Here is a 23,605-nt window from a genome sequence, read left to right on the forward strand (position 1 = left end):
AAGCTTCTAATAAATGAATAGGAGATGAAATGTATGCCCTTAAAAAATTATGGTGTGTTAAAAGGTACCGTTATACAATCTAAGATCGGAAAAGGGAGAACTCCTCATTATCAAGTTCATTTACAAGATGAAGCAGAAGTAGATTATCGCATTGCAATTAACGTGAAATCGCAAAGTTATCCGTCAGAAGTTTTATATTTTGCGAGCGACAATATTCGGTCAGAAGCAATTAATATTTTACCGACATTGCCATTCGGTTTTACAGAAATAAAAAACAATGAGCCGAAAGTAGCTTTAGACTACGTAAGAGGTAATGTATTTGATTCGAAGCAAATGATTCCTTTACCTGCTGAAAAAGCAGGAGTAGATAATGATTTAAATGAAAAAATAGAACGTTATATAAAACGAGCGATAGAAGAAAAAGCGATTATTTACGCGTTCGGTGAAAGATGGGGACCAGAAGAAAATACACCCGATTCTTACTTTCATTTCGAACCAGGAAACGGAATACATGATATTCACATGAATCAAGGAAATGTAGAAAAATGGAAAGGTGATAATGGTATATGGCAAGACGGAGGAATACTCATTCACTTTGAAAAGGAAGAAGAATGGGTCGGTATCTTTCTTGCCTTCCAGTCGCAATCATGGTGTACGGATGAAGAGGGACATGCTCGTGTGCCGGTTGAGCATTGTGATTATACAAGTAAGAGGTAGTTTGTTACAAATGGAAAGGCCATCGTAAGTTAGATGGCCTCTCCATTTGTAATACAATTATTTACAATTGAGTGTATCTTGATATAATTGAATAGTCAGAAAAAAAGGGAGGGTGAAAATGAAAGGAAGTAAACCGAAAGTTCTAATACTTGGATCATGCCATATGAGCGAGCATGAAGAATTATTGTCGGATAAGAGGCAAGCTGAAATTAGAGAACTTGTTTCTATCGTTCAAAAATTCGAGCCAACAAAAATTGCAGTTGAAAGTATTACAGATAAGCAGAATAAATTAAATGAAGATTTTAAACAGTATAAGTTAGGTGTATACGAATTGGCATTACATGAAATAGATCAAATTGGCTTTAGAATGGCAGCAAACTTAAAGCATAAACAAGTATATGCAATCGATTGGATGGGAGGGAATGATGTTACTGATGTTTGGGATGTACATAAATGGGGGAAAGAAAATCAACCAGATCTATTTGAAGAAATATTTACTTTGGTACCAGAAATAAATTTAGTTGATACTAAAAGTGTTCTAGAGTTTTATCAGGAAATGAATAATCAAGAAGTATTTAATAAGCTGCATAAGTTATATGTAAATATGGCACGTATCGGTGATTTCGGTCATTATGTTGGGATGGAATGGTTAACGTGGTGGTACAAGAGAAATTTAATTATGTATTCGAATATCGTTCGCTTAATTGAATCACCTGAGGAGCGTATTTTATTTATAGTTGGTGTGTCGCATTGTTCGATTGTTGCTAGATTCCTTGAAGAAGGAGAGAATTGTGAGGTCGTATTAGCAGATAAATATCTGTATGAAGAACATGTATTTAAATAAAAGGGTATCCAGTTGTAATTGGATACCCTTTTATTTAAATAGAACGCCCTCCTCTTATTTTATAAAACCCAAAACTAACAAGTGTAGAAATACAAGAGAACAGCAGTGCCACACTAGAAAACGCAATGAGGTACATATTATACTTCATCACTTTTCCAATTAGTTGGTTGCTATCGTACTGAAACAGTCCCGCTATAATATTGAATAAAAATAACACGATAAACATGACGATAACACCGTCTATTGATCCTTTAATGTCTGGTTTACTTAAAGCGATATGTGCAGAAATACAAATGGCGATAAATAAAAATAGCCAAAAGGAAGGATTCAATACATTACTTATTGTAAATAAGCTCTTTAATAATACGAACGTCGACAAGAGCATGTTTTGCACCATTTCTACATTAATAGAAGTAGTAGCGATTGTTTTTTCGAGAGTTGTATTAAATAAGAAATATGAATCTGGTACGAAATAGCGCATTAAAAGGATTAATGCCGTAATACCGGAAATAATAGGTCCTATTCCAATAAAGAAATTCCCGATTCGTTGATATACACTTTTTTGATTGTACTGATGTTGTACGTAGCCTAAAGCGCCTTGGCTTGTATCTGTTGGGAAAAACTGCGTTGCTACAATTTTATGACGAAATAGTACACACATAATGGCATGTCCAAGTTCGTGAATCGGAACACCGATCCAAGCTGTTAAAAGGAAGCCTTTTCTTCCGAAAGCTCTCGACCAATACATGCGCGTGAGAGATTCTAAATAGCCTAATAGAAATCCAATTACAATGATAACGCCAATTAAAGAAAATAATTGGATTACGCTTGTAAGGAGTATTTGAAAAATTGAGTTTACCAATTCCATTTTCAGTCATCCAATCTGTTAAAAACGTTATTCGTTCTGTTTCATAATAGCATTATTTTTCAAGATTGCTAGCACATATATTTCTTTTGAAAGAAGGATTTCAGAATCTGTTTCTTGTAGTCATGTTTTATGTACAAAGTCATATATTGAATTTGTAACACCCTATATGGTATTTGCTTAAGGGGGGGAATGCGAGAATGAAATGTCCGGCGTGTCATACGGAAAATACAGCAGAGGCAAAATTTTGCGGGAATTGTGGACATTCGTTGACGGAGGAAGTAGTAGCGAGTGGGGCACAGGAAGAAGATGAGCAACAGGCACGCATAGCACCAGCAAAGGAAACTCGACCAAATGAAACAGTAGAGCAAGCAAAGCGGTTTGCAAGTAGCTACTTTCAGTTCTTTAAACATGCTTTCGAAGCACCGACAGCGATTATGAAAAGTGGCAAGGTTGAAGTACGAAATGGAATTGTAAGTCTTGTTCTTATTTGTTTTTTAGGGGCATGTATTTTTTATAGAATGATGAGTGCTGCAGCAGCTGTTACGAGAACATTTGCACCACATATAACGACTCCTAATTTCTTTTTGGACTCTGTAACGGTCTTTTTATTTTTACTCATTTTAACTTTATTTGTCGGATTTATTATTTTTGTCAGTGGGAAGATGATGAAATCATCTTTTTCGTTTCTTGAAGTATTCGGTATATGGGGAACGATAGCGACTCCGGCAATTGCGATATTAGTTCTTTCTTTTCTGTTTAGCTTTTTATTAATCTTTTTCTTACCAATCTTATTAGGGCTGGCTACAACGTATATGTCAATTAGTATAATTGTCGCTATAGTAAAGCTAGATAACGGCGGATTAGACCTTATTTATACACTTCTTATCGCAAATGTTTTAATCGGAATTGCAACATTCATTGTACTGTGGTCTTACATTAGCACGATCATTCAAACCTTTACACAGGGATTCACTGGCTTCTAAAGAAAAGGTGGTTGAATAGATGAATATATGCACAAAGTGTGGGACTCAATTTGAAGATTGAATCTTATAATGTTATCAAGAGAATAGAACATATGAAAAAGGTACAGTGCACAGCTGTACCTTTTCTATAGTTATTTAGTCGAACCAGGATCCCTTGAGAAAAAGATGTGAAAGAGAAATGTGACTTTACTGGATCCCCCTGATGTACTAGCTTGTATATGTGATAAAGGACCAGACGTTAATGCTGCCTCGGAATGGGGTGGTACGACTATTTTGAGCGCATGATCTGATTCTGGTGAAGCAGTAACAGTAATTGTATCATCAGAGAAGTTTATAATTTTAACAGAACCGACTGGAAAGATGGACTTGCCAGCATGTGATGCTGAAGCGAATTGGGTAGCTTTCCAAATATCTTGCGCAAATGTATCATCGTTAGATAACCAAGCACGAGCGCTATATATTGTTGCATTAATGGAAAATTCTTGGTCAAGTGAGACGGCGGGTTTCGGTTCTTTTGGTTCTTGCGGTTCATCTGGAAGCTGGGCGAGAAGGCCGGCGCACATATATTTCACCTACTTTCAATAGTAACTGTTATAGCATATTAAACATGTTGTTTAGAAGGCACGACAGTTACCTATTTAGGCATAGGTTTGTGCAATAAATTTGAAGATGAAATTCTCTTTCTTTACAATAGAAGTAGGTGTTATTTCGATAAAATATGGAAAACGTAAAGAGTATGTAAAAAAGAAGGAGTGGTAAAGTGAACTATGTCATTATTGGCGGAGATGCAGCTGGTATGAGTGCAGCGATGCAAATTGTTAGAAACGATGAAAATGCAAATGTTGTGACGTTAGAAAAAGGTGAAATTTATTCGTACGCACAGTGTGGGTTACCATATGTCATTAGTGGTGCTATCGCTTCAACGGAAAAGTTAATCGCGCGTAATGTAAAGACGTTTCGTGATAAATATGGAATTGATGCGAAAGTACGACATGAAGTAACGAAAGTAGATACGGAAAAGAAAATGGTATACGCAGAGCATACGAAGACGAAAGATGTCTTTGAATTTTCGTATGACCGTTTATTAATTGCGACCGGAGTACGTCCTGTTATGCCAGAATGGGAAGGGCGAGATTTACAAGGCGTTCATCTTTTAAAAACAATCCCAGATGCTGAGCGCATATTACAAACGCTAGAAACGAATAAAGTTGAGGATGTAACTATTATTGGTGGCGGTGCGATTGGGCTGGAAATGGCAGAAACATTCGTTGAACTTGGTAAAAAAGTAAGAATGATTGAGCGAAATGATCATATTGGTACGATTTATGATGCGGATATGGCGGAGTATATACATAAAGAAGCAGATAAACATAATATTGAAATTTTAACGAATGAAAATGTAAAAGCGTTTAAAGGGAATGAACGAGTAGAAGCAGTTGAAACGGATAAAGGTACGTATAAAGCGGATCTTGTTCTAGTATCTGTCGGAGTGAAGCCGAATACTGATTTTCTTGAAGGAACGAATATACGTACAAATCATAAAGGGGCAATCGAGGTAAATGCATATATGCAAACGAATGTGCAAGACGTATATGCAGCTGGTGATTGTGCGACACATTATCACGTTATAAAAGAAATTCATGATCATATTCCAATTGGAACAACTGCAAATAAACAAGGGCGACTTGCTGGACTGAATATGCTGGATAAACGAAGAGCTTTTAAAGGAACGTTAGGTACAGGTATTATTAAATTTATGAATTTGACGCTTGCAAGAACAGGCTTAAATGAAAAAGAAGCAAAGGGACTACATATCCCGTATAAAACAGTCAAAGTAGATTCGACTAATATGGCGGGCTATTATCCAAATGCGAAACCACTTTACTTAAAATTACTATACCGTTCTGGCACGAAACAATTATTAGGCGGACAAGTAATTGGAGAAGAAGGTGTAGATAAACGAATTGATGTAATCGCAATGGCACTCTTCAATAAAATGAGCATTCACGATTTAGAAGATGTAGACTTAAGTTACGCACCACCATATAACAGCGTTTGGGATCCAATTCAGCAAGCGGCAAGGCGAGCAGAATAGCACTTTTTAAGTGCTATTTTTTTCGTTAAAGGGGAATCATCATTTTTGTCGAATGAAGAGGGTAGTTACGTACAAGGAAGGGGATCATTAAAAATGTTTATAACACTTCAAGAATCAGGAAAAGAGATATTACGTAATTTGTATGCACTATATCTACATGACCTCTCTACATTCACTCCGAATATAAAGATTGGAGCAAATGATTTTTTGAATACGAAGATTTGCACATGTTTTTGGAAAATGACGGAATCACTCCGTATTTTATAAAAGCTGAAAATAGTATTGTAGGATTTTTATTATTGTTGGAACGTCCGTTTTTGAAAAAAGAAAATGACTTTGGCATAAATGACATTTTCATATTGAATCAGTACAAGGGAAAAGGAATCGGTAAAAGAGTTATTGAGAATGTGTTAAAAGAGAAACGAGGACAGTATTTCGTTATCGAACTTGTGAAAAATGTACCAGCAGTTTCTTTTTGGAAGAAAGTATATAGGGAGTTAAACATCGAATTTGATGAGAAAATACAGTTAATCGATGAGGAAGAATGTCTCGTTCCAACGTTTGAAATATAATGAAATGGATTCTTTTAGTATATTACTTTGAAATTTAACTTTATTTTGAATATACCGTTCTCCCTTGAAAACATAGTACGTATCGCTTATATTTTCATATAGTATTTATTTTAAAATAAAGCAATGAACGAACCAGGGGGCACAGTATGGCAATTAATATGAAAACAATCGAAGAATGGATTGCTGAATCAAACGCAAGACAGGAAGAAGACTTTGGAAACGTTGTTGAAGAGATGAAAGAAGTATGCATTGGACTTGATAATGCGACATTAATTTATACGAAAAACGTATTTTGTTTCGGTAAGAAAGTAGAAGTATTGTTCTTCTTCCAAGACCATGTCGTGATCGGACAAGAAAAAGACGAATATGTTGAGATTGAAAAATTAAAGTATGATGCCATTACAAATAGTAATTTAAAAACAAATGACAAAAATACAACGTTAGAATTAAAGTTTGCTAACGGACAAACTATCAATTTAGATAGTTTAAATGATAACTACGGTACGAAAAACTGGTTATTTGCGAGACAAATTAAAAGTATTTTTAAGCTAATCTAGTAAAAAAAGCACGCCGTACACCGGCGTGCTTCTAATTACGCAAATCCCCTTTTAACCAATTCCGCGCCCGATAGGCCCCAACAGGAATTTGAATAAGTGACGTTTTATTTCCAGCATCTATCCCGTATAGCTGATCACATGAATTTGTATCAAAACTAAGTAAAGGATGCCCGCCCATCCCCATTGCGGTTGCTGCAAAAACGAGTTTGTGAACGAGTATACCTGCTTCCATTTGATGAATACGGTACCCTCTATAGCCTAATGCATTTGTATAGTAATCTTTCTTTCCGACTACATGTAAGCAAAGTGGTACTTGAAAAAGGTTTACGTTATCCATCGTCATACTAGATTGAAGGGGGTAACGAAGGTCACCATATCGAAGTGGTTGTATGGAATGCGTTTTACTATTATAAGCGTAAGCCCCGTTTTCTATATCTTTTACGTTATAGAAACATCCATATAATGAGACGCGCGCATTTTCATTTACATACTTACCATCAAGGTCGTTGTAATAAGGGAAGGAGAGGCTCGCTTCTTGTAGTAAAGCAGCGAGCTCGGCTACATCCCATTTTGTTAAAATAAAGTCAGCATCAGGGGAATACCGTTTTCGGCAAAGTTGTAAGAAATCATAAGATAAACGCTCTACTTTCGGCAGTTGTATAGCGTGCTTATGATGTTGATAGTGCTCTTCATGAACTAGTGTTTGGAAGTGTGCTGTCGATTCAATTATAGAAGCTTCATTTATTTTTGTTATCATCGGATATTCATCAACATGTTTTGACCGAATGAAATGTTCATGTGTGAGCGGCGGAATTTGCTGTAACAACTCATGGGAAGTAACTGTTTTCTTTTCACGGTAATCATTGTAAAACCAATTCGTTTGTGGTTCTGTACTGAAAGGTACAACAGCATACACGCTTTCTTCGCCTTCTGACAGTCCGAGTAAATGATTGATTGCACGGTCTAAAAACTGAAAATATACGCCATTTGTGTAACCGAACTGTTTGGCACATTCAAGTAATTGTCCGATGAGAACACCACTATCTAATCCTTGAAGTCGATATGAAAAGTTATTGTATTTAAAGTAGTTTTTCCAAAACATAGTGGATACGAATGCAGCACCAAAACAAAAATGTAAGTTACAACGATTGCCGAGTGCTTCTGTAAGGTAAGAATCGAAATTTCCTTCGCGAAGTAAGATAAGTCGGTGATGCGCGGCGTCGTAATGGTAAATGCCGTCTGGATAATCGTCAATCTTTAAATATATATACAATTCATTTGGATATAAAGCGCCGCCGGAAGGGATAGATCTTCGGAATAAAATTCTCTCGCTATTTAGCTGACATAACTGGGTTAAACCAAATGAGCACCAAAGGTAATGACCAATCTCTTTCAAAGTAGGTGTAGTAGAAGAGTTAGGTAAAGATAATGGGATTTCTAAAGAGAGAGGAATGATAGGTACATTTCGATATAGTTTATAAGGAAGCGGTGCATCTGCCCAGTCCACTTCATGATTTGGCATAATTTCGTCTATAGAAAAATGGAGATGATGTAAAAAAGAATCCAGCTGCATAGAATCCCTCCTTTACTATGGAAACGGATGCGGATGTGGATTTAATTGTTCATTCGTTAAAGGCTCAGCGGTATATCCAAGCGTCATCGGTACGGTATACACTCGATCTAGCCCTGTAAGTCGAGTGAGATGGTGACCGAACGTCATCGGTAGCATACCTGGAATAATGACTTTTACACAATGCAATCCGTTTTTTTCTATAAGAGGCACTGTTTGATCTATAACGATTACTTCAAGTCCGGTTTGGCCTAGACGGTTTAAAAGTTGATGAAGATCGGATGTTAAATCGAGATCAAATGATTGTAACCTGTTCATTTCTTGGAACGTTTGCATCGGGGCATCGTCACGTAAAAGAAAATGAAGACGTTCTTCTGCTTCTTTCAATCCATACAGCATACTATGGTCTTCCATTTTATTTACGAGATAAGCGTCTTGTAAGCAGTTTTCGTAGTACTCTCTTTTTTCCTCAAGTTCATCGTCTGTTATAAGTAACATGCCTGCTATTTCGTGAATGGCACTCTTTAAAGCGCGGACGGGGTCCAAATGAGAGCCTCCAGCGCAAACAACGTTCATTCCATTTTCACGCGTATTTTTCGCAATTACCCATAAGCTCGGGATACCGTGTTCCATCGTAGCATTAAAAGCATGCAATTCATAACCGGTAATCGTGTACAGCCGCTGGATCATTAATTGTAATTCCGTATCATTTGCTGAACTAAGATCAAGGCGGGGAAGAGGTAATGCAGCATACCAAGTGAGCAAAAAGGCGTCACGCTCTACAACTTCTAAAATACCGTGAAAAATTGCTTCTTCTAAACTACCACCAATGGCACAGCCATTTGATGTTTCATATACGTAAGCATCTCGATGACCGAGGCTATAATAAGCGATTGATTCAGGAACTAAAATTGGACGGTTTTGTGACAATGAATATCCCCATACCCAGTTTTGTTCATAGTCAGGGTCAAACGGTTTAAATGGAAAACCATCACGATTATAGTGTTCATTTGTATGTACACCGAGCGTAAGGGGATTTAGTGCATGATCCTCTACATCATGAAAACTACCATGCACATTTGTCTTTTTCCCTCGAGGTGACATACCACAATATCGCTCTAAACCTTCTAAAATAGCAGTTGCTTCACTTACTGCAAATGAAAGAGTTCGGCCTGCAACCCCTTCATTTCCAAACATTAATGGCATGTTTATAATAACGTCAGCAAATGGTAATAAAGAATGCTGCATTTTTCCGTTCAACATACCGACTCGGTAATCTAAATAGTCCTTCGTTAAAAATGTGTTTAGTTCATGAATGGAACGACAGCGATATGTTGCATCACTTGTTTTTAAGCTCGGTTGTAATGAAATCGTTGCTGCATCTGCCGTGTCATCAGGCAAATTACTACATACAGGACAGAGCGGATCTGGAAGAAAAGAATGCCGCGTACATTGCAGTGTTTGTAAGTTTAGTAAAATGAGTTCATTTTCTAAAGAAGGATGAGTATGAGTTAATATTTTCTCTGTTTCTGCGCAAATCAGATGGCACATTTGCAGAATGCCATTTTGGGTGGCACGTACATCACGCCTCGTTACGTTTCCTTCTTTTACCGCATATTTTCGCTGTAACTCCCACATTTCTTTTTGATCAAATCCAGCGATAAAGCGTCGTCCATCGGCACAATGAGTACATCCCGCTGCAAGAGGATGAATATAAGGACCGATAACCCCTTCACCAAATGAAGTAAAACCACGTAGCCACGGAATATTATTTGACCGGAAAGTTAGCTCAGCGTCATGATGAATCGTAGAAGGAGAGCCGTCATGTAATACGAGAGCGAGGTCGATATTTTCAGGGATTTCGTCTGCCATTGTGTGTTGGCGAATGATGGAATATTGTTTGCATAATTGATCATGTACATAGTCTGCAAGAAGGCCATCTCCTATAAGTAATATATTTTGAGTCATAGACTATCCTCCTTTGCAATTAATACCCCGTACACACCATCTAAGTTTTCTTTCAAAAATGATTCAATCGCTAAATCAAACACGAATGGATAAAAGTGATGTTCTTCTAAATGTTGCAAGGCAAGCTGTACAGATTGCGTACTTGGAATTTCTTCTTCTGCTTGTATTTCTAACCTAAAAGAATCCGTGTCATATAAAATAATAGATGATTCAGGCAAAATATTAGTTCTGTAAGGAGTTTCTTCATTTTGAATATGAAGAAGCGATAGTTGTAGTGCGTTTCGTAACGCTAACGTCATATTAATATTAGATGCACCATACCATCGATCATTTATACCAACCCAAACGACTGGAAAGCTGAGAATCTCTTCACCCATTGCGATTTTAGGTGTTTCATGAATGGTAGCGAGGGCATCGTAATAAAATCTACAATGTTTATCATGAATGTCCGTTAAGTCGACCGTCGTAATTTCTTCTAGCATATGTGATTGTCGTTCATACAATTTATTATTTAAATGTTGTTGTAGTGCCCGGTATACACCCTCTGTCATCGTTTCTCCAGCGCCAATACCGATATCGTTATGTTCAGGGATAAGGCGGTGCATAATTTCTGCTACGTATGTTTCGATTCCTACTAAACCAGCTTCTCGGCGCGCTTCGTTATGAGTTAAACCACTGCAAGTTATAAGAGGCAGGAGAGAAGCTGGGCCATCTGATAGAGGTGTAGCTACTTGAATATGGCATTGTGATAACGGTAATTGATGTAAATCTTGTTCATCCCATACATGGAATATACCAGTTTCTTTAGAAGTTAATGAATCGAAAAAACGGAATAAATCAGTTGAGGTATGTTGGTTAGACCGATGCTCAAGTTTTTCAGAAAGGTTTTCTATCGTATCAATTGTGAAACTTTCATCAGTGGCGATAGGATGTTTTATAAAAGGATGCCATGTTCCTTCAAGTGTTTCATAATTTAATAAAAAGAATTGTGGATTCTTTTCTCGATGTGAATCATCAGCAACATGTTTAAATAATTCAAAAACGATTATATTTGCTAGCATTGCGGATGTAATAGGAGAGAAGGTGGCTGATGAATTTTCATTTTGTAAAGTCGTTTCATGTAGCCGATGCCATGCGGATTCCCAGCATTCTTCACGATTAGCCATTACGACAGGACCAGCTATACCAAGTGTTGATAAACAAACGGCTGGTATGAAGTTCTTTCCTATTTCCTTGCAAATCGCATGAACTGCTCTTAGTCCTTCGATATCTCCATTTTGCGAGACGTATAAAATCCAGTCGAAAGGCTCGAACACTTCATGCAGGGGACGATCAATTGTTGTATCTATTTCTTGAACAAGTACAGCATCATCTACTTCATGCGCAAGTTCTACTAGCTCGTGAATACGGTCGTAATTCGTTTCTTCATAATCTGTCACAAGGTAATGAAAGGTAGGTAATCCGGATTCTAATAAAGAAGAAACTAAGGAAGTAAGCATATCTCCAGAACCGATTATAAGTACATTTGCATTTCGGTACGTTTCGAATTTTAAAGCGCCTGAATGAGAATCTGCTTCTAGAAATTCAATTTGCGAAGCATATCTATCAAGTAATGCACTGTTTAACTCATGAGGTGCATCTTGACTTACATCACGGACAAACCCATTTGTATATAAAATCTCTCCAATTTCAAATACACGATTTTGATAGGGGAGAGGGAGACCATCCGTTATTTCTGCTAAAGAATAATTACCGTTAAACATTGGCATTAATTTTTCAATCCAGTTATAAATTCCGTCACCGTCCATACGAAATGAACTGGCGTTATTTCGAAAATAGACACCCCCGTTTGAGTCGGGGAGGAAGAAAGTATCTTTATTTGCTTTTAGTTTTGCATGTGCTGGAAGGTTACTCATTTTAATCCTCCTTACGTTTTAGGCATACATTATTACCTTATGTCATGCGATTTGTCCCGTATGAATGCAATAAAAAAAGCTGTAGAATAATATATTCTACAGCCTGTAATAGATTATGAATCTATCAACCTTCTAATAATAATGATTTTGGATCTTCAAGCATATCTTTAACAGCAACAAGGAAGCTAACTGCTTCTTTACCATCAACAATACGGTGATCGTAAGATAAAGCGATGTACATCATTGGGCGGTTTTCCATACGTTCGTTATCGATTGCAACTGGACGTACTTGAATTTTGTGCATTCCTAAAATACCAACTTGTGGGCTGTTTAGGATCGGTGTTGACATTAGAGAACCGAACACACCACCGTTTGTAATTGTAAATGTACCACCTTGTAGTTCTTTTAATGAAAGTTTGTTATCACGTGCTTTTTTACCTAATTCACGAATTTCGCTTTCGATTTCAGCGAAGTTTAATTGGTTCGCATCGCGTACAACTGGAACAACTAATCCATCTGGAGCTGCTACTGCAATACCGATATCATAGAATTTTTTAATGATAAGCTCGTCGCCTTGAATTTCAGCATTTAATAATGGGAATTGTTTTAATGCTGCAACAACTGCTTTTGTGAAGAATGACATGAAACCAAGACGTACATCATGTTTTTTCTCGAAAGCATCTTTACGCTCTTTACGTAATTCCATGATTGCAGTCATATCAACTTCGTTAAATGTTGTTAACATTGCAGATGTTTGTTGAACTTCTACAAGACGTTTTGCAATTGTTTGACGGCGGCGGGACATTTTCACGCGCTCAACTGGTTTTTCGAATTCAGTTTTTGCAACTGGAGCAGGAGCTGGACTTTTTGGAGCAGCTGGTGCTTCTTTTGGTGCTGCAGCATGAGCTTGTACATCGTGTGGTCTCACACGGCCAAGTGGATCTGTGCTACGTACGTCGTTTAAGTCGATTCCTAATTCACGAGCCATTTTTCTAGCAGCTGGTGATGCGATAGGACGGTTTGTATTTGGTAAACCTTGTAGAGTTGCAGTTTGTTCAGCACTTGGTGCCGCAGCTTTTGGTGCTTCAGCTGTTTCTTGTTTCGGTTGCTCAGCCAACGGTGCAGGTGTACTTACTGCAACTGGTGCTCCGTTTGCGTCTAAAATTGCGATAGTTGCGCCAACTTCAACTGTATCCCCAGGTTCGCCTAGTAACTTCGATACAATACCTGAATCTTCTGCAATGATTTCTACATTGACTTTATCAGTTTCAAGCTCAACAACGCTGCCACCTTTCTCAACTTTGTCGCCTACGTTGATAAGCCATTGTGAGATAGTTCCTTCAGTAATAGATTCTGCAAGCTCAGGTACTTTAATTTCGATCATTTTAAATGTCCTCCCCTTATTTGCCTAACGGTGTGTTTTTTCTTCTTTTGTCTTCGGTAATCTCCATTTGTTAGCCTGACCTTGGGCAGAATATCTGCCCAAGGAACAAGCTAGAAATCTTCATTGTTACTTTTTAGTTGCTGAAAACTTCAATTTCTAGTTTATCTTGACGGAAGTTATACTTTACATCTAAAGCGTGTGAAACAATTAGTTCTTGCTCAGCTTTGTGAGCGAATGGATCGCCGCCAGATGGGCTAGAGCGATCTGGACGTCCGATGTAACCTGTTTTCACTTTATCTCCAGCTAGTTCGAACAGAATTGGAGCCATGTAATGCCATGCGCCCATATTACGAGGCTCTTCTTGAACCCAAATAATTTCTTCTAAGTTTTTAAAGCGTTTAATAATAGATTGAACTTTCTCAGCAGGGAATGGGTACAACTGTTCAATACGAACGATATGAATTTCATCTAAGTTGTACTCGTGCTTACCAGACTCGATTTCTGCTGCTAAGTCAATCGCCATTTTACCTGTACTTAAAACAAGACGTTTTACTTTGTTTGGTTTCATGCCAAGGTTTTCTTGTTCTAAAGCAGGTTGGAAACGTCCTTCGCTTAACTGACTAGCAGTTGAAAGCGTAAGTGGGTGACGTAATAAACTTTTCGGCGTCATCAATACTAATGGTCGAACAGCTTCTGTTCCTAAGATAGATGCTTGACGACGCAGGATATGGAAGTATTGTGCCGCGCTCGTTAAGTTTGCAACTGTCCAGTTGTTCTCAGCAGCTAACTGTAAGAATCGCTCTGGACGTGCACTAGAGTGCTCTGGCCCTTGACCTTCATAACCGTGTGGTAATAGAAGAACTAAACCAGATTTTTGACCCCATTTTGCTCTTCCAGCTGAAACATATTGATCAAATAATGCTTGCGCAGTATTTGAGAAGTCACCATATTGCGCTTCCCACATAACAAGCGTTTCTGGAGCGAATACGTTATAACCATACTCGTAACCAACAACAGCAGCTTCTGATAACGGACTGTTATGAACAGAGAATGAAGCGTTAATGTTTGGTAAGCGATGTAATGGTGAATATGTTTCATTTGTATCCGTATCGTGTAATACGATGTGACGATGCGCGAATGTACCACGCTGTGAATCTTGACCAGTTAAACGAATTGGTGTACCTTCTTGTAAAATAGAAGCGAATGCTAATGATTCAGCAAGTGCCCATTCAATTTTACCGTTCTCTTCAAGAGCGTCTTTACGGCGCTCAAGAATTTTCTTCACTTTCGGATATACGTTAAAGCCTTCTGGCCAAGATAGCAGACCTTCATTAATTGCACGAAGTGAATCAAGCTCAACACCAGTATCAATTGACTGAATGCCCTTTGCAACAACATCTGGCACTTTAACGTGAATTGTTGCATCGCTCGTATCAGCTGGCGGTACTTGTGCATAGTCAGATTTTAATTGCTCTTGCGTAAACTGTGTAATTGTTTCAATTTCATCTGCATTTAGAACACCAGCAGCTTGTAATTGATCTGCATAAATTGCTCTTACAGTTGGGTGATTTTTAATCTTTTTGTACACTTGTGGTTGTGTAACTGCCGGATCATCCATTTCGTTATGACCGTAGCGGCGGTAACCAATTAAATCGATTAAGAAATCTTTTTTGAACAACATGCGATATTGAATCGCAAGATTAGCAGCAGCAAGACAAGCTTCCGGATCATCAGCGTTCACGTGAACAATCGGAATATCGAAACCTTTTGCAAGGTCACTTGAATATTTCGTAGAACGAGAATCATAGCTATCAGTCGTAAAACCGACTGCATTGTTTGCGATAACATGAATTGTTCCGCCTGTTTGATATGCATTCAATCTGCTTAAGTTGAGTGTCTCAGATACAATACCTTGACCAGGGAATGCAGCATCACCGTGAACTAAAATTACGAATGATTTTGAAGTATCTTGTTCTGGAAGACCAGATTTTTTACGGTTTTCTTGAGCCGCACGTGCGAAACCTTCTACAACCGGATTCACGAACTCAAGGTGACTTGGGTTATTTGCTAATGTAACGCGAGTACTAACTTCTTCGTTACTAACGACTTGTTCTCTACCTAAATGGTATTTTACGTCGCCAGTCCAACCAGAGTTTGCTACTGCGCCCTCTATTTTTGCATGTTTGAACTCAGCAAACATGTGACTATATGGTTTTTCTAATACGTGTGCAAGTACGCTTAGGCGACCGCGGTGAGCCATACCAATCATGACATCTTCTACGCCGTTTTTAGCACCTTCTAGCACAATTTCATCTAGAACGGGTACAAGCATATCAACGCCCTCGATAGAGAAACGCTTTTGCCCAACGAATGTTTTATGCAAGAATTGCTCGAAACCTTCAACAGCTGTTAAACGTTTTAAAAGAGCAGTTCGTTTTTGATTTGATAGTGGTTGACGCAATGAATTTGATTCCACCATTTGATGCAACCACGCGCGTTCTTCACTATCTTGTATATGAGAAAATTCATAAGCTAAAGTTTGTGTATACACTTCTTTTAATCTATGAATTACATCAAGTGCAGTGTGAATACCTTCTGGTGCATCTTGCCATACTGTTTTTGCTGGAATCGCTTTCAAATCAGCGTCGCTCAGTTCGTTCATTGCTTTCTCAAGAAGAGATTGTCCATTTGCAGCATCTTCCATCGGATTGATGTGAGCTAACGTATGCCCGAAAGAACGAATCTGTTCAACAAGCTGAACGACTTTAAGAATTTTTTCAATGTTACCTGTGTTTTGAGGAGAAAAATGTGTTGCTGTGTTGTCCCCTGTTACGACATCATCTTGAAACGAAGGAGCTCCAAAAATTTCAAAAAGCTCTTGTAATTCCGGATCAACAGAACCTGCTCCAGTTACGTAAAGATCATACTGTTCAATAACATAACCAAGGTTCGGACCGTGGAACTTGGCCCAAGGGTTTGTCGTTGTATTCTTCCTCGTCATTTGTTTAAACCTCCCAATGCATATAATCCTTTTTCCATACAAAAAGGTGCATTTTGCTCTTTTCAATAATTGATGAACCAATAATCAATGTAAATGTTTTTCTTTACTCTTATGTTATTACAATAATTTACATAATACCAAACACTATTACTTATCTGTTTTGTAAAAAAACATTCACAATAACTTATCACCCAAGTTAATCTTTCATGTTATAAAGTAATTTTGCAGAAAAATAGGGTGGATATATTTGGTATACCTATACGAATAACTAAAATTGTTGCATGTAAATATAAGTATAATAGTTAGAATGTTTCGATAAAAATAAGTTCGAATTATGTATATTGAAATAATAAGCGCTTTCATTGATATTATACAACAATATAACGGAATATAGTATAAAAAATAAAAAATTATGAATTTATCGTAAACTTTATTTAGATAGTGTTAAATATTGAAAGGAAAATGAAGGATTTCTACAAAAAAAGTTGCTAAACATAAAAAATGCTTCATAAACAGTTAGTTTCTATAAATATGCCGAAAAACACCGTAAAACCAATAACACATTTCAGGGAATAAAGGGATAAATGAAATATTTTAAAAGGATAAAACAAATATGGAGATATTAAATTTAAAAAAAAGAGAGGTGGAGATATAGTAACGGTTAGTTCCATTGTTCCATGTTTCGCTTTAAAATAGACGTGCCGAAATTGAAAAAGTTTCTTCTATATAAATAGAGTGAAACAAACTAAAATACATGTAAAGGAAACTTGACGTAAAGGTTACTTTACATATATACTCAGTGTAAGGAAGGAGGGAGAAATTTCCTTGGAAAATAAAATGGTCGAATACCGAAAAAAATTTGGACTATCTCAAGAAAAATTGGCTGAGAAACTAGGCGTTTCCAGACAAACCATCATTTCAATTGAAAAGGGAAAATACGATCCATCACTTCCGTTAGCATTTGAAATAGCAAAAACATTTCAGACAACGATAGAACATGTATTTATTTATGAAGGAAAAGAAGGGGAGGAGTAAAGATGAACTATTCACAAAAGTACTTCATTATCATGGGAATTATCTTTTTATTTATGAGTGGATTTATGATACTAACAGGTATAATGACGCATTCTGCACCGCCAGAAGCAACTTATCCATTGCTTGGGATGATGATTATGAGTTTCTGCCTAAGTTACTTACACCCGCAATTTAAAGAAAAAGACGAGCGAATGAAGCTCATTCGTTATAAAGGAATGTTCGTGACCTTTTTTGCATTAACAGCATATTATCTTCTTTTCTCTATCGGCTTAAACTTAAAAATACTTACACTATCTGCTACTGAACTATTGAACATACTAATGGCACTTACGATGAGTACAGTTTTCATCTCATTTGTTGTTTTATCGAAAAGATATTAAGATGGAAGAGAGAAAGGAAGATTAACATATGCAAATGATGTATGCTTTTGGCATTGGGCTTGTATTATTTTTAGCCGTATTCTTATTTATTCGTAAAGACGTGCAAGGTGGGACGTTAACGAAAAGAGGCTTTTATAAAATGATCGGCTGTTTAGTTGTTATGTTTATAGCGATTATCGTCATGATCGTTTTAATAAATCGGTCACTATAGAATGTAAAAATGTAACCTTACTTGAGTAAGGTTTTTCTTTATAGTTTAAAATCCGAAAATTCCCACTAAATCCTTTTACCACATATGATGGATATTATATAATTTAATAAAATGATGGATAGGGAGAATAGTATATGAATAAAAAAACTATCTTCTTTTTATTAACATGTCTATTACTTGTAGCTAGTACTACTTATATAATATGTAACAAACGAGAACAAGTGCCACCTATGTTAGTATGGGAGGGGCAAGAATACTATGTAACGAATGAACCTGCTGAAGCTGAAAAAGTTGGACAAAGGCTCGGAGAAGTAACAAAGAAAATTGAAGCAAGTAAAAAAACTATTAAAAATAGTGAATCCAACATATTAAACGAAAAAACAGAAGTATTTACAATGATAGAAAAAGAAAAAAATCCTCACTCACCTTTAATCATAAAGGAGCCTTATAGTGACGAATATAGAGTAGTAAGACCGATGTTAAAGGTACTATAAAGTGAAAAGGAGATTCATATGCAGACAGTAACTTCATATCCATGGTCGTTAAGAAAAATGTTTGTTTTTTTCCTTTGCTTCATTCTTCCACCAATCGGCGCCATTTATATTTTGAGGAATAGAGAAGCATTACAAAAGAGAGACTTCATTTTATATGTATTATTTGCTGCTATTAATATATTGCTTTGGTTATCATTGATGATTTTTGAGAGGAGTATGTGGATGGTGGCGGGGCATTATGTACTTGGAGCAATTGTGATTGTTTTTTCGAATATAAATAAGAGATAACCTAGCAATCTTAAAGTTGCTGGGTTTTATTTTGCTATTTATCCCACTTTAATGGGCAGTAAGACCCCCACCTCAAAATGCAGCGAAAGCAAAGGAGTTAGGTGGGGGATCAACTGCCCATAAAAGTCCGATTGGTGAAGGCTAATAATCAGTGGGGGATGAAGAAAACCCCCACTGATTAAAGTTTCACTTTATAATGAAGAAACAAATTTTTAATAGAGAGTAGTGGGCGTTATGAGATGGAAAGAGGGTACGTTTGAAAAAATAGAAACGAATGATTCATCTGTTGAGAAACTTATAAACACGTTTAAGGAACAAAACGTAATTGGTGGCGCAATAATAAGCTGTTTTAAAGTACATAACGAAAATTTTTTCAAAGAAATACCAAATTCGAAAGAGGGACACGAGCAATTCTTTAGAAGAATCTTCAACTCTTTAGACATAATCAATAACTTAGAAGAGTTAAAAATACATACGTCAGAAAAATATAAGTTTCGTTTTAAAGAGCAGCTAGCAGTCATGCTTGATGGTAGCATTGCCGCTCAAATTTTGTGGGGCGGAGCATATGAAGGATTTAAGGAACGACCAGTTATCGCCAAGCAATTAGCAGTCAATGTATGTCAATATATGTTCCAAGATCGATACGAAGATATTAAAGTGTTCGAAAGCTATCGCCCTTGGACAGATTGGTTTTATGATGTTGCGTGGGATGTTACTTGGATGGTGTTAGATAGTAAGGAGCGTAAAATGTGGTTCATTTGTGCTACGGATACGGATTGATGGAAGGGAGAAGTTTTTTGCCAATGCGGAGTCCTTGGGGAAGAGGTTTGGTGGGAAGTGATCTAGTTCTTGTAAAAGAATGATGTTCACAACATGTTAGAGTGCGAATTTGAACGTAGTAAAAAAGATGTCAGCATGTGCTGGCATCTTTTTTTATGCAATCTATAAAAATATGGTTTTAACGAGTGATTAAGTTTCACTTTATTTGCTTGTATATACTATGTTCCAAGAAGATTCAAGCTTTTCGATGTTTGTTTCAGCTTTTTTATAATCTTCTGTAGCTGATTTTAAGAGATATTCATAATCTAGTTCACTGTTCTCAGTATTTCCGTCAAATTGCTTCATCATCTTAAGTTGCTTCTCAAGAGACGATTTTAAATTATTGATAGATTCACCGATTAATTTAAATTCTTTATCAGAAAAGGAACTTGGATATTTACTAAAGTTTGTTTCTATTCTTTGTATAGTTGGATACGTGTATGTCTCAATGCTTTTAATGCCCTCTCGAGCTTTCTTAATAATCTCGGTTTCAGATGCTGATTTATTCGTAGAAATGAGTGCCGCCAAATCATTATTGGTATGGTTTAAGTTTGTTTTATGTAGAATGTTGTGAAAATCATCCATTAATACAGCTTGATAAATAACGTTTCCGTTTGTTAGATTTTTATTCGCTACGGTTGCTTCTTCATTCGAAAAGGAAGAAACCTTCTTTTTTACATCCATAATTTTATTTCGTAAAGTTTCATTATCATTTACCAGTTTTTCATGTTCCGTTGCTCCTTATGTGTAGTTCTATGTTGTGATTATAATGGAAAGTTTTGGAATTTTATCCATTAAAATATAATAACATTACTTATTTATATTAACTATAGAATGTTAGTGGCCGGAACACAAAAAATTTGTATATAGGGAGGTGTGCTTGCAATATAGATAGTAGTAAGAGTGGTCATAAAATCCATTCGAGACGGGAGAGCAATTAGGGGAATATCATATTGAAAATCTTACATTTTTTAAGTTATAAACGTTTTGGAAATATGATATATTAATATAATAAATTTAATTGGAGGAATAAATTATGAAAATTGTAAAGTCAAAGAAGTTATGGATTACTTTAGCAGTAATCGTTGGATTAGTAATTTCATATTCAATTGGTGCTAGTGGAGCCAAGGTTGCTATTGAGAAAGAAAAGGTTACATATGAAGAGGCGAAAGCAAAAGCAGAAGAAAAAGAGAATGAATTAAGTTATACGAAGAGCAAAGTCAAAGAAGGTATTGATGCAGAGCAAAAGAAGCTTGCTGACAAAAAAGTTGAAGTAGAAGAGACTTTGGCTCTAGTAGCTAATAAGAATCAACTAACATCAGAAGTTGATAAACTAGGTAAAGATGTAGAGGCTAAAAAGGGAGAAGTAGGAAAGTTGGACGGGGACATCCAAACTAAGACAAGCGAACTACAGAAGCTTACAGATGGCGTTAAGGCTAAGCAAGAAGAACCTAGAATGCTAGGTGCAGGTGAATATATCGTAGGTAAAGATGTCCCAGCTGGTCGTTATAAGGCTACGGCAGTAGGTCGTGGTAGTAACTTTGTTGTATACGATAGCAAGAGTGGTTCAGCAGCAGTAAATACCATTCTGGGCAATAGTTCGGTAGGTCGTGGCGATTATACGTTCTTTACCGGCACTGGTGATATTATCAAGACAGCAGAGCAAGTTAAACTTATTCCAGTTGAATAAATATGGGATGAGTTCAATCATGGAATAAATAATAAAATAGGATAGTAGGAGTAAATACAATCATGAAAAAATGGATATTTTGGGCGGTAATTTTTTACGTACATTCAGCCGTACTGCTATATAAGGGAATTGATAAAATTGAAGGGTACTATATGGCTAGTGAATATAGTGAGTTAAATAAACACGTTTATGTAGGCGGAGATGCGTACAATTACATTATTAACTCGAATCTACTTACAGCGTTCTTTGTACTTAGCGCAGCATTCTTTATCGCGGGAACTCTTTTAATTGCTACCGGATCGATTATTAAGGCTATTAAGGAAAAACAAGTAACTACTAATAATATATAAAATTGATAGTACCCCTTTTAAGTGGGAAGTGTAAAAGAATTACACGATTACTTGGAGGGGATTTTTCATGTCTAATAAAAGTCTGAGATTTAATACATAATTAGAAGAATTAAAGTTATTTAACTGAAGAAAACCGTAGCAATACTGAGGTTATTATAACTAACTGCCAATTCTGTCAGTTAAATCATTGTACAAAAATAGCGTTCTATCAGTTGATAGAACGCTATTTTTCCGATATGACCCCGGAGAGGCTCGAACTCACGACCTCCACCCTGTCAAGGTTTGGCAGTGAATATGGGGTATCATTATATGTATAATTGTTGATAATTCAACTTTTCCGATAACTCTATTAACACAATTATACATATTTGATTGACACCCTACAAGGGATTTTAACAACAATATTTAAGAAGAACCTAGAACAATAATGCCCATCATCAATTAAGACAATGGACATATAAAAAGTAGAATTTTTTATTTAGAATCAAAAGAAATTTCCGTTAGACAATCAGGCATTGTTTCCCCTAATTCATCGCAAATATCTTTATGTTTTTCCCAAAGACTTTTATTTGACTGATAAAAAGACTTTAAAGCTTCTCTTAAATGTCTAGGAGGATATTGAGCGTTTATAGCGCTATTTAAAGCGTTTACTATCGTCTCATTTAGTTCAAAATTCTCAAGGTAATACAAGACTAAATCTTTATTATCATTACCCCAATTAAAATTGAGCCTTATTTCTCTTGACACAAAAGCATGTTTGTAAAAACTATCAAAGAATCCTTTTTCTTTCAAAATCAATTTTTGAACTTCATCTATTTTATCAAAAAAAGGGCTTTCGCCAAATATGTGTGATGGTACTGTATTAAACATATGCAAAAATAATTCCTCTAATTGTCCTTCTGGGATTAAATTATTTTGAATCATCATTATAAATATCTTATAATCTGCGGGAATTGAAAAATCCTTTTTCCATAAAAGCCGTAGAAATTCAGGCTCTTTGTGGAAATATTTAACGAGGGTTGGATTTTCTCTCAAGAGGAAAAAGGTAAATCTACGATTATCCTTTAAGAAATTAATAAGGATTTTGCTTCTCTCTTCAGGCAATGTAAAAAGTTCTGACCACACCAAAATCTCAGAAGTATCCATGAATGAAAGACCTTTTTTCCAACCTCTGGTCACTGTTAGTAATTCTTCTAAAAAATCCTTATATTCAATTAGTTCTACAGCAAAAGGAACTTGTTTTATAATCGGCCCAACATCTGTTCCGCTTGGAGTAATAGATGGATTTAAGTAATTTTTAATTTGTTCAACAATATGTGCTTTTCCACCATTAACTACAAATTTTGATAAATTGGATTCTATGAATAACCAAAAACTCTCTACATGTGGATAATCTATAGCGTTTCCTTTTGCATGAGCACAATCATTTCTTCGATTCTTCCAATATGTATATTGTTCACATAAATCTTCAGATAACTTAAATGCAGGTTTTTTCTTATCTCTTATAACTTTTATTATATTCTTTTCCCAGGTATCATCTTTTTGTAATTCTTTTTGGATGTGTCCCCATTGAGAATCTTCATATCCTTCTGGTGTTTTTGATGATAACATTCGATGTTTAATTACAGTTTGAAAACCCAGATATGAAAAGAGAAGAGCGGCTCGATATGCTGATGCTTTATAACATTTTACACCCTCACCGAATAAATCTTTCGCTTCATTTTCTATTTCTTGATTGTCTAACCAATCTGAAAATCTCAATCTCATTTTTAACACTCATTTCTTTTTAATATGTAAATATCCTCACGTATTATTCTATTACATATCTCATGCCATTTTCACCATAATATTTCTTTATATGTA

At 36.2% G+C, this 23,605-nt stretch carries 22 protein-coding genes and 1 pseudogene; 14 read left to right on the forward strand and 9 right to left on the reverse strand.

Features of this window, described 5'->3' with window-relative positions; all coding sequences use genetic code 11:
* Window positions 1–33: 33 nt before the first annotated feature.
* Both FH036_RS19000 and FH036_RS19005 read left to right on the forward strand, forming a co-directional pair.
* Window positions 34–717 (forward strand): DUF2278 family protein, encoded by a 684-nt coding sequence (locus tag FH036_RS19000; RefSeq protein WP_139896099.1) that lies wholly within the window; start codon window positions 34–36, stop codon window positions 715–717.
* Between the two features lie 118 nt (window positions 718–835).
* A complete protein-coding gene (locus FH036_RS19005; protein ID WP_044792751.1) occupies window positions 836–1,561 on the forward strand; it encodes a DUF5694 domain-containing protein in 726 nt (241 codons plus the stop codon).
* Window positions 1,562–1,595: 34 nt separating this feature from the next.
* Here the strand turns inward: FH036_RS19005 and FH036_RS19010 are convergent, their stop codons facing one another.
* Complete coding sequence (locus FH036_RS19010; protein WP_139896100.1) at window positions 1,596–2,429, reverse strand: hypothetical protein; 834 nt, start codon at window positions 2,427–2,429, stop codon at window positions 1,596–1,598.
* A gap of 197 nt (window positions 2,430–2,626) precedes the next feature.
* Between FH036_RS19010 and FH036_RS19015 the strand changes: the two genes are divergently transcribed.
* Window positions 2,627–3,412 (forward strand): zinc ribbon domain-containing protein, encoded by a 786-nt coding sequence (locus FH036_RS19015; protein ID WP_139896101.1) that lies wholly within the window; start codon window positions 2,627–2,629, stop codon window positions 3,410–3,412.
* Between the two features lie 131 nt (window positions 3,413–3,543).
* Here the strand turns inward: FH036_RS19015 and FH036_RS19020 are convergent, their stop codons facing one another.
* On the reverse strand, window positions 3,544–3,975 hold the full coding sequence (locus FH036_RS19020) for a hypothetical protein (RefSeq protein ID WP_139896102.1): 432 nt from the start codon (window positions 3,973–3,975) through the stop codon (window positions 3,544–3,546).
* 197 nt (window positions 3,976–4,172) lie between these two features.
* On the opposite strand from FH036_RS19020, the gene FH036_RS19025 reads away from it, so the two are divergent.
* From FH036_RS19025 to FH036_RS19035, 3 genes and pseudogenes are all read left to right on the forward strand, one after another.
* Entirely contained in the window at window positions 4,173–5,507 is a 1,335-nt protein-coding gene (locus FH036_RS19025) for an FAD-dependent oxidoreductase (RefSeq protein ID WP_139896103.1), read from the forward strand.
* 93 nt (window positions 5,508–5,600) lie between these two features.
* A pseudogene (locus FH036_RS19030) lies at window positions 5,601–6,079 on the forward strand (GNAT family N-acetyltransferase).
* Window positions 6,080–6,225: 146 nt separating this feature from the next.
* Entirely contained in the window at window positions 6,226–6,636 is a 411-nt protein-coding gene (locus FH036_RS19035; RefSeq protein ID WP_139896104.1) for a DUF3908 family protein, read from the forward strand.
* A 31-nt stretch (window positions 6,637–6,667) separates the two neighbouring features.
* Here the strand turns inward: FH036_RS19035 and FH036_RS19040 are convergent, their stop codons facing one another.
* From FH036_RS19040 to odhA, 5 genes are all read right to left on the reverse strand, one after another.
* On the reverse strand, window positions 6,668–8,209 hold the full coding sequence (locus tag FH036_RS19040) for a SagB family peptide dehydrogenase (protein WP_139896105.1): 1,542 nt from the start codon (window positions 8,207–8,209) through the stop codon (window positions 6,668–6,670).
* A gap of 15 nt (window positions 8,210–8,224) precedes the next feature.
* A complete protein-coding gene (locus FH036_RS19045) occupies window positions 8,225–10,174 on the reverse strand; it encodes a TOMM precursor leader peptide-binding protein (RefSeq protein WP_139896106.1) in 1,950 nt (649 codons plus the stop codon).
* Complete coding sequence (locus tag FH036_RS19050; protein WP_139896107.1) at window positions 10,171–12,090, reverse strand: putative thiazole-containing bacteriocin maturation protein; 1,920 nt, start codon at window positions 12,088–12,090, stop codon at window positions 10,171–10,173. The genes FH036_RS19045 and FH036_RS19050 overlap by 4 nt, the downstream gene beginning before the upstream one ends.
* A 124-nt stretch (window positions 12,091–12,214) precedes the next feature.
* On the reverse strand, window positions 12,215–13,474 hold the full coding sequence (gene odhB, locus FH036_RS19055; RefSeq protein ID WP_000569915.1) for a 2-oxoglutarate dehydrogenase complex dihydrolipoyllysine-residue succinyltransferase: 1,260 nt from the start codon (window positions 13,472–13,474) through the stop codon (window positions 12,215–12,217).
* 133 nt (window positions 13,475–13,607) lie between these two features.
* The gene (gene odhA / locus FH036_RS19060; RefSeq protein ID WP_000197153.1) at window positions 13,608–16,475 is read right to left on the reverse strand and encodes a 2-oxoglutarate dehydrogenase E1 component; all 2,868 of its coding nucleotides are present in this window, start codon (window positions 16,473–16,475) and stop codon (window positions 13,608–13,610) included.
* Window positions 16,476–17,300: 825 nt separating this feature from the next.
* Here odhA and FH036_RS19065 point away from each other — a divergent pair.
* The 6 genes from FH036_RS19065 (at window position 17,301) to FH036_RS19090 (ending at window position 19,663) form a co-directional block, all read left to right on the forward strand.
* Window positions 17,301–17,510 carry a helix-turn-helix transcriptional regulator gene (locus tag FH036_RS19065; protein WP_000428510.1) on the forward strand — a complete coding sequence of 70 codons (210 nt, stop codon included), beginning with the start codon at window positions 17,301–17,303 and terminating at the stop codon, window positions 17,508–17,510.
* 2 nt (window positions 17,511–17,512) lie between these two features.
* Complete coding sequence (locus tag FH036_RS19070) at window positions 17,513–17,890, forward strand: hypothetical protein (protein ID WP_001109888.1); 378 nt, start codon at window positions 17,513–17,515, stop codon at window positions 17,888–17,890.
* A gap of 28 nt (window positions 17,891–17,918) precedes the next feature.
* A complete protein-coding gene (locus tag FH036_RS19075) occupies window positions 17,919–18,101 on the forward strand; it encodes a DUF3976 domain-containing protein (RefSeq protein ID WP_001178301.1) in 183 nt (60 codons plus the stop codon).
* A 134-nt stretch (window positions 18,102–18,235) separates the two neighbouring features.
* A complete protein-coding gene (locus FH036_RS19080) occupies window positions 18,236–18,595 on the forward strand; it encodes a hypothetical protein (RefSeq protein WP_139896108.1) in 360 nt (119 codons plus the stop codon).
* An 18-nt stretch (window positions 18,596–18,613) separates the two neighbouring features.
* The gene (locus FH036_RS19085) at window positions 18,614–18,883 is read left to right on the forward strand and encodes a hypothetical protein (RefSeq protein ID WP_139896109.1); all 270 of its coding nucleotides are present in this window, start codon (window positions 18,614–18,616) and stop codon (window positions 18,881–18,883) included.
* Between the two features lie 234 nt (window positions 18,884–19,117).
* A complete protein-coding gene (locus FH036_RS19090) occupies window positions 19,118–19,663 on the forward strand; it encodes a hypothetical protein (RefSeq protein ID WP_139896110.1) in 546 nt (181 codons plus the stop codon).
* A gap of 201 nt (window positions 19,664–19,864) precedes the next feature.
* Here the strand turns inward: FH036_RS19090 and FH036_RS19095 are convergent, their stop codons facing one another.
* Entirely contained in the window at window positions 19,865–20,386 is a 522-nt protein-coding gene (locus FH036_RS19095; RefSeq protein ID WP_241747730.1) for a hypothetical protein, read from the reverse strand.
* A gap of 352 nt (window positions 20,387–20,738) precedes the next feature.
* Between FH036_RS19095 and FH036_RS19100 the strand changes: the two genes are divergently transcribed.
* Entirely contained in the window at window positions 20,739–21,392 is a 654-nt protein-coding gene (locus FH036_RS19100; RefSeq protein WP_138322296.1) for a hypothetical protein, read from the forward strand.
* A 62-nt stretch (window positions 21,393–21,454) separates the two neighbouring features.
* Window positions 21,455–21,742, forward strand: coding sequence for a hypothetical protein (locus tag FH036_RS19105; protein ID WP_138322295.1), 288 nt, complete (start codon window positions 21,455–21,457; stop codon window positions 21,740–21,742).
* Between the two features lie 474 nt (window positions 21,743–22,216).
* Here FH036_RS19105 and FH036_RS19110 read toward each other — a convergent pair whose 3' ends face one another.
* The gene (locus FH036_RS19110; RefSeq protein ID WP_139896111.1) at window positions 22,217–23,509 is read right to left on the reverse strand and encodes a hypothetical protein; all 1,293 of its coding nucleotides are present in this window, start codon (window positions 23,507–23,509) and stop codon (window positions 22,217–22,219) included.
* Window positions 23,510–23,605 lie beyond the last annotated feature (96 nt).

This window comes from Bacillus sp. CD3-5 (assembly GCF_006349665.1).
Classification (GTDB): domain Bacteria; phylum Bacillota; class Bacilli; order Bacillales; family Bacillaceae_G; genus Bacillus_A; species Bacillus_A paranthracis.

Excerpts from the sequence above, each read along its gene's own strand:
- odhB (WP_000569915.1), bottom strand. The coding sequence starts at position 13,474 with ATGATCGAAATTAAAGTACCTGAGCTTGCAGAATCTATTACTGAAGGA.
- FH036_RS19045 (WP_139896106.1), bottom strand. The coding sequence starts at position 10,174 with ATGACTCAAAATATATTACTTATAGGAGATGGCCTTCTTGCAGACTAT.
- FH036_RS19080 (WP_139896108.1), top strand. The coding sequence starts at position 18,236 with ATGAATAAAAAAACTATCTTCTTTTTATTAACATGTCTATTACTTGTA.
- FH036_RS19095 (WP_241747730.1), bottom strand. The coding sequence starts at position 20,386 with ATGGATGTAAAAAAGAAGGTTTCTTCCTTTTCGAATGAAGAAGCAACC.
- FH036_RS19000 (WP_139896099.1), top strand. The coding sequence starts at position 34 with ATGCCCTTAAAAAATTATGGTGTGTTAAAAGGTACCGTTATACAATCT.
- FH036_RS19105 (WP_138322295.1), top strand. The coding sequence starts at position 21,455 with ATGAAAAAATGGATATTTTGGGCGGTAATTTTTTACGTACATTCAGCC.
- FH036_RS19035 (WP_139896104.1), top strand. The coding sequence starts at position 6,226 with ATGGCAATTAATATGAAAACAATCGAAGAATGGATTGCTGAATCAAAC.
- FH036_RS19010 (WP_139896100.1), bottom strand. The coding sequence starts at position 2,429 with ATGGAATTGGTAAACTCAATTTTTCAAATACTCCTTACAAGCGTAATC.
- FH036_RS19050 (WP_139896107.1), bottom strand. The coding sequence starts at position 12,090 with ATGAGTAACCTTCCAGCACATGCAAAACTAAAAGCAAATAAAGATACT.
- FH036_RS19100 (WP_138322296.1), top strand. The coding sequence starts at position 20,739 with ATGAAAATTGTAAAGTCAAAGAAGTTATGGATTACTTTAGCAGTAATC.
- FH036_RS19085 (WP_139896109.1), top strand. The coding sequence starts at position 18,614 with ATGCAGACAGTAACTTCATATCCATGGTCGTTAAGAAAAATGTTTGTT.
- FH036_RS19090 (WP_139896110.1), top strand. The coding sequence starts at position 19,118 with ATGAGATGGAAAGAGGGTACGTTTGAAAAAATAGAAACGAATGATTCA.
- FH036_RS19015 (WP_139896101.1), top strand. The coding sequence starts at position 2,627 with ATGAAATGTCCGGCGTGTCATACGGAAAATACAGCAGAGGCAAAATTT.
- FH036_RS19005 (WP_044792751.1), top strand. The coding sequence starts at position 836 with ATGAAAGGAAGTAAACCGAAAGTTCTAATACTTGGATCATGCCATATG.
- odhA (WP_000197153.1), bottom strand. The coding sequence starts at position 16,475 with ATGACGAGGAAGAATACAACGACAAACCCTTGGGCCAAGTTCCACGGT.
- FH036_RS19020 (WP_139896102.1), bottom strand. The coding sequence starts at position 3,975 with ATGTGCGCCGGCCTTCTCGCCCAGCTTCCAGATGAACCGCAAGAACCA.
- FH036_RS19040 (WP_139896105.1), bottom strand. The coding sequence starts at position 8,209 with ATGCAGCTGGATTCTTTTTTACATCATCTCCATTTTTCTATAGACGAA.
- FH036_RS19110 (WP_139896111.1), bottom strand. The coding sequence starts at position 23,509 with ATGAGATTGAGATTTTCAGATTGGTTAGACAATCAAGAAATAGAAAAT.
- FH036_RS19070 (WP_001109888.1), top strand. The coding sequence starts at position 17,513 with ATGAACTATTCACAAAAGTACTTCATTATCATGGGAATTATCTTTTTA.
- FH036_RS19075 (WP_001178301.1), top strand. The coding sequence starts at position 17,919 with ATGCAAATGATGTATGCTTTTGGCATTGGGCTTGTATTATTTTTAGCC.